Source organism: Paenibacillus caseinilyticus (assembly GCF_027533645.1).
Classification (GTDB): Bacteria; Bacillota; Bacilli; order Paenibacillales; family NBRC-103111; genus Paenibacillus_G; species Paenibacillus_G caseinilyticus.
Genome location: NZ_JAQAGY010000001.1, coordinates 469,912 through 490,924, shown reverse-complemented (window position 1 = coordinate 490,924; position 21,013 = coordinate 469,912). Strand labels below are relative to the sequence as shown.

Here is a 21,013-nt window from a genome sequence, read left to right as displayed (position 1 = left end):
CAAACCCCATTTCAAGGAGGAAGTATGAAAAAAATAGGATCTGTTGCAGCGCACGTGCTGTTGATTGTAGGTATTTATTTTGGGTGGATCTTTACCGCCTACTACTTTTATATGGAATATGTTTACGTAGATAATGCCTGGTTCAAACGGAATACACTGATGTTTATCAACGTGAACGACATTATCGGTCTTCCCTTGTTTTATCTGCTGATGAGATATGTGTTCAAAAAAAATCTGTTCCAGGAAGCGAGATACCGGAAAATTGCCAAGAAGCCGGTCCTTATTTCGCTTATGGTCGGTCTTGCAGCCGGATTATTTACAGCGGCGTTTTCCAAACTGCCATTTATCATCACGAATTATCCTCAATTCGGGAAGTTATTCAATTACCTGAACCGCGCGGATTGGTATGTGTTCCTAGTCTTCCTTATTTTAGGAAACATATTTAAAGAAACCCTGTTCAGAGGCTTGCTTCTGAATCAATTCCGCAGAGTAACGCCGCTGGCGGTGGCCGTCACTTTACAGGGTATTGCTTATGGATGTCTGTTTTTTTACGGGAAAGTCAGCTATACGCTGTACGGCTTCCTTGGAGCCGTCATATTCGCCTTGCTGTATGTGTGGTTTGATTCCATATGGGCGGCAGTTTTGGCGCAAATCGCTTGTCAGCTCAGCCAGTATATCATCTGGAATTTGCATCTTCCCATTACTAACGGTTACCTCCTCGGAGGATCTATGGCCGCTTTCACGCTTGTCATAGGAGCGGGCTTGTATGCTGCGTGGAGACACAGCCGGAGCGCGGCTTCGAGGGGCGCCGGACTGGGCGCGGACCAAGAAGGCAGCATGGAGCTGGTTGTATGAGAACCGCCGCTCCTTTCGTCAGGGCGCTGCTGTATTTGATCATCTATGTCCTGATCTTCATGTCGACGAACGAGGCGCTGTCCTCGCATGCGCCGTCACCCGGACTGCAAGCTTATTTTGATCGTAACCCTGTCATGATCTCAGTCGTCGCCAATGTGCTGGTCGTGCTGGTGTATATGGTTATGGTGCGTCTGCAGAAGCAGCCCTTTTTAGAAGCGGTAGGCTGCAAACCCTGGAACCGGTCGAATCTCCTCTTGTTTGTTGCCATTGGCATTTCGCTAGGTTTGTTTATTGCCGTATTTGCACAAATGCCGTGGGTCAAGCAGTATTTTCCGCAAATCGTCCGAACCGTTCGTTACGTCACCAAGGGCGGCGGGGTGTTCCCTGTCATCCTCGGCAGTGTAGTTGTAGGTTCGCTGATGGAGGAATGGCTGTTTCGCGGCCTGCTGTTCCAGGCTTTTCATGAGCGGCTGAGCGGCGTGCTTTCGGTTCTATTGCAAGCCGTACTGTTCGGTGCGGTTTTCATGAATGTGTCCGTCGGCATTTTTGCGGGGATCGGCGCTGTCATATATGGACTTGTCCGCTATTGGAGCGGCTCCACATGGCCCTCGCTGATCGTGCATATATGCAGCACCGGCACATTATACTTCTATACCATGATTGGCATCGGACAACTGGATTTGCAAGCTGCAGGCAGCTTGCTTGTCCTTGCTGCCGGAGTACTGACAGTAAGCCTGTATCGGATAACCAGAGGCAAAAGGAGTGTTATGCATGTTTGAGCTTCACTTGTTGGAAGAAGACGATCACGCCGAAGCTGAACAGCTGGACATTTCGGATATTTCCAACCGGGAAATTGCGATTGTCGGTGTTTCTGCCCAAATGCCCAAATCAAGCTCTCTGCATCAGTTTTGGGAAAACCTCCGGCAAGGAAAAGATATGGTCTCGCCGTTCCCCGAGCAGCGCCGGAAGAACATGGAAGCTTATTTGCGGAGCATGCGCCTGAACCGCATGCCCGTATCCTTCTATGAGGGTGCTTATCTGGACGATATCGCTTCGTTCGATTATTCGTTCTTCCGCTTGTCTCCGAGCGAGGCCAAGCTGATGAATCCGAGCCAGCGCTTGTTCCTCCAAACGGCATGGCACGCCTTGGAAGACGCCGGCTATGGCGGCAGCAGCTTGAGCGGTTCGAGGACGGGCGTCTTTATCGGGTATAATGCGGACGCGCTGCACGATTACAAGCGTGTGATTGAGCAGGTCAATCCGGACATGCTGTCCCTGGCCGCCCCCGGCAATTTAAGCTCGATCATTGCCAGCCGCATCTCCTATTTGCTGGATCTGCGCGGTCCGAGCATCAATGTGGATACGGCCTGCTCCTCCTCTCTGGTCGCCATTCATCTGGCGTGCCAATCGATTCGGAGCGGGGAGTGCGATGCGGCGATTGCCGGCAGTGTCAAAATCAATCTGCTGCCGCTCGACCAAGGCATAAAAATCGGGATTGAATCGAGCAGCGGCCGAGCCAGGCCGTTCGATGATGCCGCGGACGGCACGGGAATCGGCGATGGCGTGGTAGCCATCCTGTTGAAGCCGCTTCATAAGGCGCTGCAGGACCGCGATTCGATCTATGGGGTCATTAAGGGCAGCGCGATCAATCAAGATGGAAGCTCGGTCGGGCTCACAGCGCCCAATGCGCTGGCGCAAGCGGAGGTCATCGCCCGCGCATGGCAGGATGCGGATATTGACCCTGAGACGGTTACGTATATCGAAGCGCACGGCACGGGGACTTCGCTGGGGGATCCGATCGAGGTAGACGGCATCACGCGGGCGTTCCGCCGGTTTACGAACAAAAATCAATTTTGCGCCATCGGCTCGGTGAAGGGGAATGTCGGCCATTTGGATCATGCCGCCGGCATTACGGGACTGCTCAAGGCGATCCTCGCTTTGCGGCATAAGCAAATCCCGCCTTCGCTTCATTTTCAGGAGCCGAACCGCAAAATTCCATTCGTGCAATCGCCTGTCTATGTGAATGACACGCTTCGTCCTTGGGAAACCGAGGGGGGACCAAGGCGCTGCGGCGTCAGTTCGTTTGGCATGAGCGGAACGAATTGCCATCTGGTGTTGGAGGAAGCGCCCGGCCCGGAGGCTCTCTCGTATGAGAGCACAGCGGGCAGTCATCTATTATGCCTCTCGGCCGAGAGCGAGCCGGCGCTGGAGCGTTCGATTGCCGCATACCGGCAGTGGGCGGAGGAGCAGGACCCGTGGAGTTTATCCGATTTGTGCTATACGGCCAGTACGGGCCGGGGACATTATGCCTGCCGGCTTGCCATTGTGACCGGGAGCCAAGAGGACTTGATGGACAAACTGGCATGGCTTCAAGAGGGAAGGTGGCGCACGGAAGCCGTTAAGGGGATCTATTACGGTGTCGGTACCGCCCGGGATGTTTCGGACGATCAGGCTTCCAAGGCGGGCAGCGGGAGCAGTCTTTTGCTCGATGAGCTGCAGGGCAAGGAGCATACGGCCGCCTCACTCGGCAAGCTTGCCGAGCTGTACGTCCAGGGGGCCGATGTGGAATGGTCGAGGCTCTACGCATCGGAAGGCTGCAGACGTCTTTCCATACCCGGCTATCCTTTTGAACAGCGCCATTGCTGGGTGGAGGAGCAGGCGCAGCCGCAGGCATCGTTTGATTTTCTCTCCATGGAGGAGCTTAAAGCGCATAAGGATCTGCCTGCCGACTTGTTGGCCGAAATGGAGCTTGCCGTTGCCGGCTGGCGCCAGCGCTTACAGGGCTTGGCGCTGCCCAAAGAAGAAGGAGCTTCCCGCGTGGTTCTTACGGGGGATGAGGGCCGTTCGTTCACGGATCAGGAGGAGGAGCTCGCCGAGGCTTGGGGAAGGCTGCTGGGCTACCGCGAGCTGCACGTAAACGCCCATTTCTTTGAAATGGGGGGAGACTCCATCTTCGCCATGAAGCTGGTCAATCAGCTCAATGAGTCACGGGGCTTGCAGCTGGAAGCGGCCGACCTCTTCAAACATGCGCGGCTGGCGGATTTTGCACGCTTGATTGCAGATAAAGAAGGAGGCCTCGAAGCGACCGATGAACGAATGTTCATTGTGCAAGCGCCTGAGCAGGAGTATTATCCTGTAACGTCGGCACAGCGGAGAATGTACCTCGTACAGGAGGCTCTTCCAGCGGATAAAAGCTATAACCTGCCGGAAACGCTCTGGCTGGATGGTCCGGTGGATACCGGCAAGCTGAAGGAAGCGCTGCTGCAATTGATCGCCCGTCACGAGTCGCTCCGGACCAGCTTCGCGATGTCCGGGGATGAAATCGTGCAGCAGATTCATGAAAGCATCGCCTTCGAGCTGCAGACGATTCAATGTCAAGAGCATGACGTGGAGCGTGTGCTGGAAAGCCTGTTCGTGGCCTTTGATCTCAAAAAAGCCCCGTTATTCCGTGCAGCGCTCGTCTCGGTGCATGCGGAAAGGCACGTACTGTTTCTCGATATGCACCATATCATCTCCGATGGAACATCGGGAGGCATTTTGTTCCGTGAACTGATGAGCCTCTACCGGGGAGAGACTTTACAGCCTGTGGGCATTCAATACAAGGATTATGCGATTTGGCAGCAGATGAGCCTCCCGGCCAAAGCAGCCGAGCATCGGCAATACTGGCTGGAGCAATTCTCAGGCGAGCTGCCTGTTCTGGAACTGCCGTCGGATTATCCGCGCCCTGCAATAAAAAGCGCCAAAGGGGAAGCACTGGAGGTTTATGTGGAGCGGGAGCTGGCGGGCAAGCTCCGCGAGCTGGCGCAATCTGAAGGAACGACGTTATTCATGATTCTGTTTGCTGCCTATAATATACTGCTCGCCAAATATACGGGCGGGGAAGACGTGATCGTGGGAACCCCGGCAGCAGGGAGAACGCACAAACAGATCGAGCACGTCGTGGGGATGTTCGTAAACACGCTGGCCCTGCGTAACTATCCGAAGCCCGATAAAACGTTTATCCAGTTTCTCCAAGAGGTGCAGGCCCATGCGCTGCAGGCGTTCCGGCATCAGGAGTATCCGTTCGAGAACATCGCGCAGGAGATCGGCCGCTACGATTTCAGCCGCAATCCCTTATTCGATACGATGTTTATTATGCAGAATATGGACATGCCGGCACTTTCGTTTGGCGAAGCCCAGTGTGCGCACCGACGTTTCGACCATCGGACAGCCAAGTTCGATTTGCTGCTTCAAGCAGTGGAACGAGACGGGCAAATCCGCTTGGTGGCGGAATATTGCAGCGATCTGTATCAACGTGACACCGTGCTGAGAATGATGGGGCACTATGTACAATTGCTTGCTGAATTGACCAGGCAGCCGAATGGTCTGCTGGCCGACATGTCCTTACTGGGCGAGGAAGAGCGGCACCTCATACGGGCGGAATGGAACGGGAACGCCATTCATGCGGAGTATCCGGAGGATAAGACGATACATCGGCTGTTCGAGGAGTCGGCGGAGCGGCATCCCGATGCCGTGGCACTGGTGTTCGGGGATCGGAGGCTTACGTATAGGGAGCTGAACGAGAGGTCGAACCGGTTGGCTCGGACGCTGCGGGAAGCCGGGGTGCAGGCGGATCAATTGATCGGCATGCTGACGGAGCGTTCGCTGGATATGATGGTCGGCATCATGGCGATTCTAAAAGCAGGCGGCGCGTATGTGCCCATCGACCCGGAGTACCCGGCGGACAGAATCCGTTATCTGCTGGAGGATTCGGGGACACGGATGATCCTGGCCCAATCTCATCTGCTGGAACGTGCCGAGTTGCCTTTTACCGGGGATATTTTCCTGCTGGACGACGAACAAAGCTACAGCAAAGACGATTCGAATCTGGAGCCGATCACGGAACCCGGACATTTGGCTTATGTGATTTATACGTCGGGGTCGACGGGTATGCCTAAGGGCGTTATGGTGGAGCACGGGTCGGTTGTGAACTTGCTCACGCAGCTGGAGCGGGAATATCCGCTTTTGGCCGAGGACGCCTTCCTCCTAAAGACGACCTATACCTTCGACGTTTCCGTAGCCGAGCTGTTCGGCTGGTTTTTCGGCCAAGGGAAGCTCGTTATTTTACAGCCGGGTCTGGAGAAAGATCCCGCCGCTTTGCTTCAAGTCATCGCGGAAGAGCAGATTACCCATGTGAATTTTGTTCCTTCCATGTATAGTCCGGTGTTGAATGCGCTGCAAGAGATGGATTGCTCTCAATTCGGTCGTTTGAAATATGTTTTTGCCTGCGGGGAGGCTCTGCCTGCCAAGCTGGTGGAAGAACATCACAAGCTGCAATGGGATGTCCGGCTCGAAAATATCTATGGGCCGACCGAAACGACCGTCTATGCGACCCGTTACGCCACTGGCGAAGGAATAGGGAGAGCAGCAAGCGTGCCGATCGGCAAACCGCTCGGCAACATGCAAACCTGGATTATGGACAGCACCTTCCAGCTGCAGCCCATTGGCGTCGTAGGGGAGCTGTGCATCTCGGGAGCCGGGGTGGCCCGCGGCTATTTCAACCGTCCGGAGCTGACCGCGGAGAAGTTCGTTGATCATCCATTCCTGCCGGGCGAGCGGATGTACCGCACAGGCGACCTGGCGCGATGGCTGCCGGATGGGCATATCGAGTACGGCGGGCGGATTGACCATCAGGTCAAAATACGCGGGTACCGCATTGAGCTTGGGGAAGTCGAAGCGCAGCTGCTGAAGGTGGAAGGAATGCGCGAGGTGACGGCGGTTGCGCGGGAGGATGCGGACGGTCTGAAGCAGCTGTGCGCATACTTTGTTTGCGACGGTTCGCCTTCGACCGGTGAGCTGAGAATGGCATTATCACAGCGGCTGCCTGATTATATGATCCCTTCCTACTTCGTGCCCTTGGAGTCGATGCCGCTTACCCAGAACGGAAAGGTGAATCGCAAGGCGCTGCCGGCTCCGGAGGAGAGTATGCGGAAGGGGCTGGAATTTGTCGCTCCCCGCAATCCATTGGAAGCGCAATTGGTCCGCATTTGGCAAGAGGTGCTTGGCGCGCCGGACGTTAGCGTCAAGGATAATTTCTTTGAAATCGGCGGACATTCGCTCAGAGCCACCACGCTGGTCGGCAAGCTGACCCGGGAGCTGAACGTCAAGCTGTCGCTGTGGGACGTGTTCCGGTATCCTACGGTCGAAGAGCTTGCCCAAGCCATAAGCGGCATGGAGCAGATGAATTACGATGCGATCTCTTTGGCGGACGCCTACTATCCGGTATCTCAAGCTCAGAGAAGGATGTATGTCCTGCATCAAATGGGCATGTTGTCCCAAATGGCAAACGTACGCAAAGCCGTCACTATAGAAGGCGTGCTCGACCGTGAGCGGCTCGAACAAGCATTCCGCCGGCTGATTGAACGCCATGAGACGCTTCGCACCAGCTTTGAGCTGGTTGACGGGGAACCGATGCAGCGTGTACGCTGGGATGCCGATTTTGCGGTCATGTATATGCAGGCCAGTGAAGAGGAAGCCGGCGACATGGTGCGCAGCTTTGCCCGGCCGTTTGATTTGGAGAAACCTCCATTACTGCAGGCCGGATGGATCGAGCTTGCGAAGGAGCGTCATATTCTCGTCGTTGATTTGCATCCTATCGTCGCGGATGAAGCCTCCATGGATATGGTATGGGGGGACTTGATTCGTCTGTACGGTGGAGAGGAACTGTCGCCTCTATCGGTTCAATACAAAGATTATGCGGTATCGGAGCAATCGGCCGAGCGGAAGGAGCAGATGCTGCAGCAGGAAGCCTTCTGGCTGGACACCCTTGGCGGGCAGCTTCCGGTTCTCGAACTGCCGACCGATTATGCGCGTCCGTTGGTGCAAAGCTTCGAGGGAGAGGCACTGCCGTTTACGATTGCTGCTCAAAAGGGCGGGGAATTGAGCCGCATAGCTGCGGAGCATGGAACATCGGCAGCTGTGATGCTGCTCGCGGTCTATACCACACTGCTGCATAAATACACCGGGCAGGAAGAGATCATCGTAGGAACGCCTACGGCGGGCCGGGAGAACGAAGCTCTGCAGTCCGTGGTCGGGCCGTTCGAAGGCGCGCTGGCAATTCGCAGCTACCCGGCTGGAGCCAAGACATTCTCAGCCTTCTTGGGAGAAATGAAGGAAGCGGTCGAACGTGCCGATCGGCACCGCAGCTATCCGTTTGAGCTGCTCGTGGAGCAATTGCAGGTGACACGCGATATGAGCCGCAATCCGGTGTTTGACACGATGTTTATATGGCAGGACGCGGAGCAGGGCGGCACAAGCATCAACGGACTGGATGTCAAACCTTATAAGAACGGGCAGACGGCGGCGAAATTCGATATTTCCGTCCAGGCTGCACAGGTTGAAGAAGGCATCGCATGCCGCATTGCCTTTAAATCGGGGCTGTTCAAGCGCGGCACCGTGGAGCGGATGGCCGGACACTTTGAACGGCTGATCGACGCCGTGATCGAAGATCCGCAGGCAAGTCTTATGTCGCTTCAGATGGTGACCGCTGAGGAGACGGCGCAGATCGTGCATGGGTTTAATGCGACGGCAGCGGAGTATCCGCGGGAGAAGACGCTCCACGGGCTGTTCGAGGAGCAGGCGGAGCGGAGAGGGGAAGCGGCGGCAGTCGTCTGCGAAGGGCGGCAGCTGACGTACCGCGAGCTGAATGAACGGGCGAACCGGCTGGCGCGCACGCTGCGGAAGGCCGGCGTGCAGCCGGATCAGGCAGTGGGCATTATGGCGGAACGGTCGCTGGAGATGGTGGTCGGCATCATGGCGATCTTGAAGGCGGGCGGCGCCTATGTGCCGATGGACCCGGATTTCCCGCAGGAGCGGATCGGCTACATGCTGGAGGATTCGGGAGCGGGGATCGTGCTGCTGCAGCGCCATTTGCGGGACCGGGCCGCAGCGTTCGCGGGCCTGATCGTCGATCTCGACGATGAGGCAGCCTACTGCGCGGATGGCTCCAATCTGGAGCCGGCGGCAGGCGCCCGCCACTTGGCCTATGTCATCTACACTTCCGGATCGACGGGCAAGCCAAAAGGGGTCATGGTGGAGCATCAATCCGTCGTGCACACCTTAAGTCAACTGGAACGCGAGTACCCGCTGGGGACCGGCGATGCGTATTTGCTGAAGACCGCCTTCACGTTCGATGTATCCGTGCCCGAGCTGTTCGGCTGGTTTTTCGGTGAAGGCAGGCTCGTGATTTTGCCGCACGGACAGGAAAAAGATCCGGCTTGTCTGCTGAAGGCCGTCGAGGAACAGTCGATCACTCATTTGAACCTGGTGCCTGCGATGTTCAGCGCCATCGTCCGCCGCCTGGTGGAGAACGAGCTGGATGCCGCCCGGCTGCAGACCCTGAAATATATCGCGGTCGCCGGGGAAGCACTCCCGCCGAAATGGGTGGACGCCTACAACCGGCTCGGTCTGAACGCGAGGCTGGAGAATATCTACGGGCCAACGGAAGCGACGATCTATGCGACGAAGTATTCCATCCGCCGGGAAGAGAACGGCATGGCGAATGTCCCGATCGGGAAGCCGCTGGGCAATGTCGGCGCGTGGATTGTAGACGGAGCCGACCGCCTGAATCCGATCGGGGTGGCCGGGGAGCTGTGCCTGTCCGGCGAAGGGGTAGCCAGAGGCTACTTGAACCGGCCGGAGCTGACAAAGGAGAAATTCGTACCGAACCCGTTCCTGCCGGGCGGGCGGATGTACCGGACGGGGGATCTGGCCAGGTGGCTGCCGGATGGCAATATTGAATACCTGGGACGGATCGACCATCAGGTGAAAGTCCGCGGCTATCGGATTGAGCTAGGCGAGGTGGAGACGCAGCTGCTGAGCGCAGCGAAGGTGAAGGAAGCGGTCGTCACGATATGGACGGACGCAGCGGAGGAGAGCAGCCTGTGCGCGTATGTGGTCGCAGACGAGCCTCTGACCGCAAGCGAGCTGAGGGAAGCGCTGCTGTCGAAGCTGCCGGGCTACATGATCCCGTCGTACTTCGTGCAGCTGGAGCGGCTGCCGCTGACGTCGAGCGGCAAAGTCGACCGCAAAGCGCTGCCGGCTCCTGAAGGAAGCATGGGGACAAGCGCCGAATACGCCGCGCCAAGCACGCCGCTGGAAGAGCAGCTGGTCCGCATCTGGCAGGAAGTGCTGGGGCTTGCGCGCGTCGGCGTGAAGGACAACTTCTTCGAGATCGGCGGCCATTCGCTGCGCGCTACGACGATGACAAGCAAGGTATACAAGGAAATGAATGTCAGCCTGCCGCTGCGGGACGTGTTCCAATTCCCGACGATTGAACAGCTGGCCGAAATGATGGGCGGCCTGGATGGTGAAGCTTTCAGCGCCATTCCGCAAATCGAAGTCAAAGATGTTTACCCGATGTCCTCTGTCCAGAAGAGATTGTACATTCTGCAGCAAATGGAAGGCGCCGAGCAAAGCTACAATATGCCTTACATGATGAAGCTCGAAGGAGCAGTGGACCGGGAGCGGATGGAGGAAACGTTCCGCAAGCTGATTGCGCGTCATGAGACCTTGCGCACGGGGTTTGAAATGGTGAACGGTGAAGCGCTGCAGCGCGTACACCGTGCAGCGGACTTTGCGGTTGCGTATTTCCAAGCCACGGAGGAAGAGATTGACGGGGTGATGCATGCTTTCGTCCGGCCGTTTGATTTGGAACAGCCGCCGCTCCTGCGCATAGGATTAATTGAAATTGCCGAGGAACGCCACATCCTGATGTTTGACATGCACCATATTATTTCGGATGGAACCTCACTCGCGATTCTCATTGATGAGTTTATGCGCTTGTACGGAGGCGATACATTAGAACCGCTTCGCATCCAGTACAAGGACTACGCCGCATGGCAGCAGTCCGACATGCATCAGGCTCAAATTAAAAAGCAGGAAGCCTACTGGCTGGATATGTTCAGCGGCGAGCTGCCTGTCCTCGAAATGCCGACGGATTACGCGCGTCCTGCGGTCCGCAGGCACGAGGGGAATGTCGTGCGGTTCACCATTGATGGGAAGAGGAGCAGGGAACTGAAGCGCATTGCGGCTGAGCATGCGGCGACACTGTATATGGTGCTGCTGGCTTCTTATTCCATCCTGCTGCATAAGTATTCCGGCCAGGAGGATATCATCGTAGGGACGTCCATTGCGGGAAGAACGCACGGCGATGTGCATCCGCTGATCGGGATGTTCGTCAATACGCTGGCTCTCCGCACCCATCCGGTCAGGAAGAAGACGTTCAGCTCCTATCTGAAGGAAGTCAAGGGGATCTCCCTGGGCGCTTACGAGCATCAGGACTACCTGTTTGAGGATTTGATGGAAAACCTGAAGCTGGCCCGGGATGTAAGCCGGAATCCGCTGTTCGATACGCTGCTTGTTCTGCAGAATACGGAGAACAAGGAGATTCAGATCGATGGGCTTCATCTGTCCACTTATCCGAATCAGCATACGGTTTCCAAATTTGATCTCAGCCTGTTCGTCATCGAAGGGGAGCAGGGCTTGGAATGCATTTTCGAGTATGCGTCTTCCTTGTACAAGCAGGAGACGATCGAGCGTATGGCCGGCCATTATCAGCAATTGATCGGCGCGATTACGGACGATCCCTCGTCTGCGATCTCTTCGCTGGATATGCTGACGGCGGAGGAGAAGGCGCAGATCCGGTATGCCTTCAATGCCGAAGCGGCGGACTACCCGCGTGAGCGGACCATTCAGGAGATGTTCGAGGAACAGGCGGAGCGCACCCCCGGGGCTACAGCTATCATATTCGATGAACAGCAGCTGACGTACGGGGAATTGAACGAGCGGGCGAACCGTTTGGCGCGGACATTGCGTGCGCAAGGCGTGCAGGCCAACCAGCCTGTAGGCATTATGCTCGAGCGGTCGCCTGAGTTGATCACGGGAATGCTGGCTATTTTGAAATCAGGTGCGGCGTATGTTCCAATCGATCCGGATTATCCAGAGGAACGCATCCAATTCATGCTTGAGGATGCGGGAGCCCGGGTGCTGCTGACGAAGCGCAGTTTGCAAGCGCGATTGTCATTTGCGGGCCAATGGGTGCTTATGGACGACGAGGAGGCATACAGCGATAACGGCTCGAATCTGGAGATCGTTCATGACCCTGCGAGCCTGATGTATGTCATGTATACGTCGGGAACCACGGGAACCCCCAAAGGCGTCATGATTACGAACCACAATGTATGGAGCTATGTGCACAGCTTCATGAGAGAGTTCCATATTGAGGCGAAGGACCGCATATTGCAGCAAGCATCCATCTCTTTCGATACTTCGGTGGAGGAGCTGTACCCTGCACTGTTGGCTGGAGCCTGCATCGTGATCGTAAGCAAGGATGATGTTATCAACGTCAGCGCATTGGCCGATGCCATAACAGCGAAGCAGGTGACGGTTGTATCTTGTTCCCCCCTGCTGCTCAATGAACTGAACAGTGTGCTGGCAAGCGACCATCGGGTACGGGTGTTTATTTCCGGCGGGGATGTGCTGAGAAGAGAATATTATTCTAATTTACGCCCTGCTGTGGTGTATAACACCTATGGTCCTACGGAAGGAACCGTATGTTCAACCTATTACCGCTGTACGCATGAGGAGACATCCGTCGTCCCGATCGGCAAACCGACGGCAAATAAACAAGTGTATATATTGAATCAAGACCTTCAACTGCAGCCTGTCGGGGTGCCGGGAGAAATAGGCATTGCCGGAGAAGGCATTGCCGGAGGCTACTGGAACCGTCCTGAATGGACCGATGAGAAGTTCGTAACCCATCCGCTCGTATCCGGCGGAAAGCTGTACCGCACCGGAGATTTGGCCCGGTGGCTGCCGGACGGGAACCTGGAATACTTGGGGCGGATCGATCAGCAGGTGAAGATCCGCGGCTACCGGATCGAGCTTGGAGAAGTCGAAGCCCAGCTATTGAAAGCGGCAGCCGTACAGGAAGCGGCCGTTATAGCGCGGGAAGATGCGAACGGTCAGAACAACCTGTGCGCCTACTACTCGGCCGATCACGAGCTCAGCGTCAGCGAGCTGAGGAGAACGCTGCTGAAGGAGCTGCCGGGCTACATGATCCCGTCGTACTTCGTGCAGCTGGAGCGGCTGCCGCTGACGTCGAACGGCAAGGTGGACCGCAAAGCGCTGCCGGCGCCTGAAGGAAGCATGCAGACGGGCACCGAGTACGCTCCGCCAAGCACGCCGCTGGAAGCGCAGCTTGTCCGTATCTGGCAGGAGGTGCTGGGGCTGGAACGCGTCGGGGTGAAGGACAACTTCTTCGAAATCGGCGGCCACTCGCTGCGCGCTACAACCTTGGTGAACCGGCTGCATAAAGATCTGCAAGTGAATGTGCCGCTGCGCGAGGTGTTCCGCTTCCCTACCGTGGAACAGCTTGCCGAGGTGATCGCAGGGATGGAGCAGGAGAGGTTCAGCGCGATTGTGCAGATCGCGGAGCAGGAGCACTACCTGGTATCTTCGGCACAGAAGCGAATGTACATTCTGCATCAGCTCGAAGGAGCGGAGCTGAGCTACAACATGCCGTCGGTGCTGCTGTTGGAGGGAGAGCTGGACCGCGAACGGTTCGAGGGCGCGTTCGGCAAGCTGATCCGGCGTCACGAGGTGCTGCGTACGGGCTTCCCGATGGTGAACGGGGAACCGGTGCAGAGGGTTCACCGTGAAGTAGCGTTCGCGGTGGAGTATCTTCAAGCGGATGAAACGGAAGCGGAAGCCGCCGTGCGGCGGTTCGTCCGCGCGTTTGATCTGGAGAAGCCGCCGCTGCTGCGCGTCGGGCTGATCGAGCTGGCGCCAGAGCGGCACCTCTTCCTGTTCGACATGCACCACATCATCTCCGATGGCGTGTCGATGGGCATCCTGGTGGACGAATTCGCCCGCTTGTACGGCGGGGAAGAGCCCGCGCCGCTGCGCATTCAGTACAAGGACTATGCCGCATGGCAGCAGTCCGGGGCGCAGAGCGAGCGGAGGCGCCGGCAGGAGGCCTACTGGCTGAAGGAGATGAGCGGGGAACTGCCCGTTCTGGACATGCCGACCGATTACGCGCGGCCGGCGGTGCGAAGCTTCCAAGGGAAGGCGCTGCCGTTCACGATCGATGGGGTGAGAAGCGAGGGCTTGCGGCAGCTTGCAAGCGACACCGGCACGACGCTGCACATGGTGCTGCTGGCGCTCTACACGGCGCTGCTGCATAAATATACCAGACAAGAGGATATCATTGTCGGTACGCCGGTCGCGGGAAGAACGCATGCCGACGTGCAGCCGCTGATCGGGATGTTCGTGGGCACGCTTGCGATCCGCAGTTATCCGGCGGGAGCCAAGCCTTTCCAGGCGTATCTGGAGGAAATCAAGGAAACGATGCTGGGGGCGTATGAGCACCAGGAGTATCCGTTCGAAGAACTCGTGGAACAGGTGCAGCCTACACGGGATATGAGCCGCAATGCCGTGTTCGATACGATGTTCATCGTGCAGAATGCGGAGCAGGCCGAGCTGAACGTGGACGGCTTGCAGCTCAAATCGTATCCGCATGAGCAGGAGCCGGCGAAATTTGACCTGACGTTCGAGGCGGCGGAGCAGGAGGAAGGCATCGCATGCAGTATCGGATACGCGAGCGATCTCTATAAGCCGGCGACCGTGGAGCGGATGGCCGGACACTTTGAACGGCTGATCGACGCCGTGATCGAAGATCCGCAGGCAAGCTTGGCGTCGCTTCAGATGGTGACCGCTGAGGAGACGGCGCAGATCGTGCATGGGTTTAATGCGACGGCAGCGGAGTATCCGCGGGAGATGACGCTCCACGGGCTGTTCGAGGAGCAGGCGGAGCGGAGAGGGGAAGCGGCGGCAGTCGTCTGCGAAGGGCGGCAGCTGACGTACCGCGAGCTGAACGAACGGGCGAACCGGCTGGCGCGCACGCTGCGGAAGGCCGGCGTGCAGCCGGATCAGGCAGTGGGCATTATGGCGGAACGGTCGCTGGAGATGGTGGTCGGCATCATGGCGATCTTGAAGGCGGGCGGCGCCTATGTGCCGATCGACCCGGATCTTCCGCAGGAGCGGATCGGCTACATGCTGGAGGATTCGGGAGCAGGGATCGTGCTGCTGCAGCGCCGATTGCGGGACCGGGCCGCAGCGTTCGCGGGCCTGATCGTCGAGCTGGACGATGAGGCAGTCTACTGCGAGGATGGCTCCAATCTGGAGCCGGCGGCAGACGCCCGCCACTTGGCCTATGTCATCTACACCTCCGGATCGACGGGCAGGCCAAAAGGGGTCATGGTGGAGCATCAATCCGTCGTGCACACCCTAAGTCAACTGGAGCGCGAGTACCCGATGGGGGCCGGCGATGCGTATTTGCTGAAGACCGCCTTCACGTTCGATGTCTCCGTGCCGGAGTTGTTCGGCTGGATTTTCGGTGAAGGCAGGCTCGTGATTTTGCCGCACGGGCAAGAAAAAGATCCGGCTTGTCTGCTGAAGGCCGTCGAGGAACAGTCGATCACTCATTTGAACCTGGTGCCTGCGATGTTCAGTGCCATCGTCCGCCGCCTGGTGGAGAACGAGCTGGATGTCGCCCGGCTGCAGACCTTGAAATATATCGCGGTCGCCGGGGAAGCGCTCCCGCCGAAATGGGTGGAAGCCTACAACGAGCTCGGTCTGAACGCTAGGCTGGAGAATATCTACGGGCCTACGGAAGCGACGATCTATGCGACGAAGTATTCCATCCGCCGGGACGAGCGCGGCATGGCGAATATCCCGATCGGGAAGCCGCTGGGCAATGTCGGCGCGTGGATTGTAGACGGAGCCGACCGCCTGAATCCGATCGGAGTGGCCGGGGAGCTGTGCCTATCCGGCGACGGGGTAGCCAGAGGCTACTTGAACCGGCCGGAGCTGACAAAGGAGAAATTCGTACCGAACCCGTTCCTGCCGGGCGGGCGGATGTACCGGACGGGGGATCTGGCCAGGTGGCTGCCGGACGGCAATATTGAATACCTGGGACGGATCGACCATCAGGTGAAAGTCCGCGGCTATCGGATTGAGCTAGGTGAGGTGGAGACGCAGCTGCTGAGCGCAGCGAAGGTGAAGGAAGCGGTCGTCACGATATGGACGGACGCAGCGGAGGAGAGCAGCCTGTGCGCGTATGTGGTCGCAGACGAGCCTCTCACCGCAAGCGGGCTGAGGGAAGCGCTGCTGCCGAAGCTGCCGGGCTACATGATCCCGTCGTACTTCGTGCAGCTGGAGCGGCTGCCGCTGACGTCGAGCGGCAAAGTCGACCGCAAAGCGCTGCCGGCCCCTGAAGGAAGCATGGGGACAAGCGCCGAATACGCCGCGCCAAGCACGCCGCTGGAAGAGCAGCTGGTCCGCATCTGGCAGGAAGTGCTGGGGCTTGCGCGCGTCGGCGTGAAGGACCACTTCTTCGAGATCGGCGGCCATTCGCTGCGCGCTACGACGATGACAAGCCGTCTGCATAAGGAGCTGCAGGTCAATGTGCCGCTTCGCGAGGTGTTCCGCTACCCTACCGTGGAGCAGCTTGCCGGGGTCATCGCAGGGATGGAGCAGGAGAGGTTCAGCGCGATTGCCCAGGTCGCGGAACAGGAGCACTACCTGGTCTCTTCGGCCCAGAAACGATTGTACATTCTGCACCAGCTCGAAGGAGCGGAGCTCAGCTACAACATGCCGGCGGTGCTGCTGCTGGAGGGCGAGCTGGACCGCGAACGGTTCGAGGGCGCGTTCGGCAAGCTGATCCGGCGTCACGAGGTGCTGCGTACGGGCTTCCCGATGGTGGATGGGGAACCGGTGCAGCGGGTTCACCGCGAAGTGGATTTCACGGTGGAGTATCTTCAAGCGGATGACACGGAAGCGGAAGCCGCCGTGCGGCGGTTCGTCCGCGCGTTTGATCTGGAGAAGCCGCCGCTGCTGCGCGTCGGGTTGATCGAGCTGGCGCCGGAGCGGCACCTCTTCCTGTTCGACATGCACCATATCGTCTCCGATGGCGTGTCGATGGGCATCCTGGTGGACGAATTCGCCCGCTTGTACGGCGGGGAAGAGCTCTCGCCGCTGCGCATTCAATACAAGGACTACGCCGCATGGCAGCAGTCCGGGACGCAGAGCGAGCAGAGGCGCCGGCAGGAGGCCTACTGGCTGAAGGAGATGAGCGGGGAACTGCCCGTGCTGGACATGCCGACCGATTACGCGCGGCCTGCGGTGCGAAGCTTCCAAGGGAAGGCGCTGCCGTTTACGATCGATGGGGTGCGAAGCGAACGCTTGCGGCAGCTTGCAAGCGAGACCGGGACGACGCTGCATATGGTGCTGCTGGCACTCTACACGGCGCTGCTGCATAAATATACCGGACAAGAGGATATCATTGTCGGTACGCCGGTCGCCGGAAGAACGCATGCCGACCTGCAGCCGCTGATCGGGATGTTCGTGGGGACGCTTGCGATCCGCAGCTATCCGGCGGGAGCCAAGACGTTCGAGGCGTATCTGGAGGAAATCAAGGAAACGATGCTGGGGGCTTATGAGCACCAGGAGTATCCGTTCGAAGAACTCGTGGAGAAGGTGCAGGTGAGTAGAGATTTAAGCCGCAGTGCGCTCTTTGACGCGATGCTGACGCTGCAAAACATGGAAAGCAGACATATTGATCTGGAAGGGCTGCAGATGAAGCCCTATGCTAACGAGCATACGACGGCCAAATTTGACCTCAGCCTGAACGTGTCGGAAGAGCCTGAAGGGTTGGCATGCAGCATGGCGTATGCCGCCTCCTTGTTCACCGAAGCGAGCATCCAGCGGCTGGCGAAGCATTTGGAACGGCTGATCGATGCGGTGATTGAAGACCGCGGGGCCTCTATAGCGTCGCTGGAGATCGTAACGGCGGAAGAGAAAGAGCAGCTTCTGTACGGCTTCCATGCCGTGCAAGCGGAGTATCCGCGGGAGAAGACGCTCCACCGGCTGTTCGAGGAGCAGGCGGAACAGAGTCCGGACGCGGTGGCGGCCGTCTATGAAGACCGGCAGCTCACGTACCGCGAGCTGAACGAACGGGCGAACCGGGTGGCGCGCACGCTGCGGAAGGCCGGCGTGCAGGCGGATTGCCGGGTCGGCCTCCTGATGGAGCGCTCGCTGGAGATGGTCGTCGGCATCATGGCGATCTTGAAAGCAGGCGGCGCCTATGTGCCTCTGGATCCGGAGTATCCGGAGGAACGCCTGCTGTATATGCTGGCGGATAGCGGCGCAGAGTGGGTGCTGACGACGAAGGAGCATGATCTGCCGGCAGGAGCGGCCGGCGTGCAGCGTATCGTACTGACCCCCGAACTGCTCGGCGACGGCGACGGCAGCAATGCAGACAGCACGACCGGTTCCCATCATCTGGCCTATGTCATCTATACATCGGGAACAACGGGACAGCCCAAAGGCGTGCTGATCGAGCACCGGAATGTAGGCAACTTGGTGGCAGGCTTGGCTGAGCGGATCTACAGCAGGCACGACGGTCCGCAGCGGATCGCCTGGCTGTCGCCGCATGTGTTCGACGCCTCCGTGAAGCAGCTGTTCGCCAGCCTGCTGCTCGGCCATACGCTGTACGTGGTGCCCCGGGAGATCAGCATGAGCGGAGAGCGGTTGGCCGCGTACTACAACGCGCACCGGATTCAGGTATCGGACGGCACGCCGGCGCACCTGCGCATCTTGCTGGAGTCGGCGCATCGGTTTGCGGCGATCAACGTAGAGCGGTTCATCATTGGAGGAGAAGCGCTGCATGGGGAGCTGGTGAATGCGCTGCGGAGCAGCTGGACGGGCGGCTGCCGGCCGGCCATCACGAATATATACGGTCCGACCGAATGCTGCGTGGACACGACGGCCTATACGGTTGGCGGGGACGAGGATGCCTGCACAGCGGGTATCATCCCGATAGGAACACCGCTGGCGAACCAGGCGGTGTACATTCTGGACCGGGAGCAGAACATGGTGCCGATCGGAGTCGGAGGCGAATTATACATCGGCGGGGAGAACGTGGGCCGGGGCTACTTGAACCAGCCGGAGCTGACCGCGGAGAAGTTCGTGCCGAATCCGTATAAGCCGGGCGAGCGGATGTACCGGACCGGCGACCTGGCGAGATGGCAGCCGGACGGGAACATCGAATACCTGGGGCGGATCGACGAGCAGGTGAAGATCCGGGGGTACCGGATCGAGCTTGGGGAAGTGGCGACGCGGCTGGAGCAGATCCCTGCCGTACGCGAAGCGGCCGTCATTGCCAGAGAGGACGGAAGCGGTCAGAAGCAGCTGTGCGCGTATGTCGCAGGGGACCGGCTGCTGACGGCAGGCGACCTGCGCGAAGCCTTGGCGAAGGAGCTGCCGGGCTACATGATCCCGTCGTACTTTGTGCAGCTGGAGCGGCTGCCGCTGACGCCGAACGGCAAAGTGGACCGCAAAGCGCTGCCGGCTCCAGAGGGAGCCATGCAGACGGGCACCGAGTACGCTGCGCCAAGCACGCCGCTGGAAGCACAGCTTGTCCGCATCTGGCAGGAGGTGCTGGGACTTGCGCGCGTCGGCGTGAAGGACAATTTCTTCGAGATCGGAGGCCATTCCTTGCGCGCGACAACCTTGGTCAGCCGGCTGCATAAGGAGCTGCAGGTCCATGTGCCGCTTCGTGAGGTGTTCCAATTCCCTACGGTCCAAGCAATGGCTCGAATGATCGGCAGGCTGGAGCAGCAGACGTTCCGTTCCATTTCCAAGGCCGAAGAAAGGGCGTACTACCCGTTGTCATCCGCACAGAAGCGGCTGTATATATTGCAGCAGCTTGAAGGCTTCGAAACGAGCTACAACATGCCGGGAGCTATGCTCATTGAAGGGCAGCTGGACCGCGACCGCTTCGAAGACGCGTTCCGCAAGCTGATCGCACGTCATGAGACGCTGCGAACGGGCTTCGAGATGGCGGATGGCGAGATGATCCAGCGAATCCACAGCGAAGTGGCATTTGCTGTGGAATATAGGCAGGCCGGCGAAGATGAGACCGAAGCGGTGCAGCGCTTCGTCCGTAAGTTTGAACTGCACCAGCCGCCGCTTATGCGCGTGGGCTTGATCGAGCTTGCGGCAGAACGTCATATTTGCGTGTTCGATATGCATCACATGATCTCCGATGGCCTGTCAAGAAGCATTTTGTTCGATGAATGGATCGCATTGTACGGCGGCGAGGAGCTGCCCGCACTTCGGATTCAGTACAAGGATTATGCCGTGTGGCAGCAGTCTGAACTGCATCGCGATCAAATGCAGTGGCAGGAAGCCTACTGGATGGAAGTGTTTAAAGGCGAATTGCCGGTATTGCAGCTGCCGATCAACTCTGCCAGACCATCGGTCCGCCATTTCGAGAGCGCGACTATCGAATTCGAGATGGACGCAACGCTTGCGCAGCGGCTGAATCAGCTCGCGGCCAGTCAAGAATGCACGCTGTACATGGTTCTGCTCTCGGCTTATGCGGTATTGCTCGCCAAGTACAGCGGGCAAGAGGATATTATTGTGGGAACGCCGGTATCCGGCAGAACGCATGCCGATTTGGAACCGCTCATCGGGATGTTTGTGAACACGCTCGCGATTCGCAGCTATCCTGCGGGCAGCAAATCGTTCCTGGACTTCCTGCATGAGATCAAGGAAACGGCGCTGGGGGCTTTCGAGCACCAGGACTATCCGTTTGAAGAGCTTGTTGAAAGATTGGATGTAAAGCGCGATGCAAGCCGCAACCCCTTATTCGATACGATGTTTACGCTGCAGAATGAAGATCGCACCAGAGGGATGCATGCGGGCGATTTGAGCCTGGAGCCGTACATGCAAGATCTCGAGCTCGATGCCAAATTTGACATCACGTGCTTTATATCTCAGGAAAGCGGCGGACTAAGGGGGGCGCTGATCTACTGCACGCAATTGTTCAAGGCGGGGATCATCAGCCAAATGGCGCAGGATTACCTGCTTGTGCTGCGCCAGATCAGTGAGGAGCCGCAGGCCCTGTTAACCCAAATGAAGCTCGATAGCCATTCGGCAGAAAGCAAACACTTGCAAGCATCCATTGAATTTACATTTTAACTGACTTGCTTATAAGCCCGGGGCGTTTGACAGGTTCACCTCCGACATCCCGGGCTTGTAAGGGTAATGATGAGGA

Annotated in this window: 3 protein-coding genes; all 3 read left to right on the top strand. The window is 58.2% G+C overall.

Features of this window, described 5'->3' with window-relative positions; translation table 11 throughout:
* Positions 1–24: 24 nt before the first annotated feature.
* The 3 genes from O9H32_RS02075 to O9H32_RS02065 are packed head-to-tail and all read left to right on the top strand — an operon-like array spanning position 25 to position 20,937.
* A complete protein-coding gene (locus tag O9H32_RS02075) occupies positions 25–855 on the top strand; it encodes a CPBP family glutamic-type intramembrane protease (protein WP_269864063.1) in 831 nt (276 codons plus the stop codon).
* The gene (locus tag O9H32_RS02070; protein WP_269864062.1) at positions 852–1,634 is read left to right on the top strand and encodes a CPBP family intramembrane glutamic endopeptidase; all 783 of its coding nucleotides are present in this window, start codon (positions 852–854) and stop codon (positions 1,632–1,634) included. Before O9H32_RS02075 ends, O9H32_RS02070 begins: the two co-directional genes overlap by 4 nt.
* Positions 1,627–20,937, top strand: coding sequence for a non-ribosomal peptide synthase/polyketide synthase (locus O9H32_RS02065; RefSeq protein ID WP_269864061.1), 19,311 nt, complete (start codon positions 1,627–1,629; stop codon positions 20,935–20,937). The genes O9H32_RS02070 and O9H32_RS02065 overlap by 8 nt, the downstream gene beginning before the upstream one ends.
* Positions 20,938–21,013 lie beyond the last annotated feature (76 nt).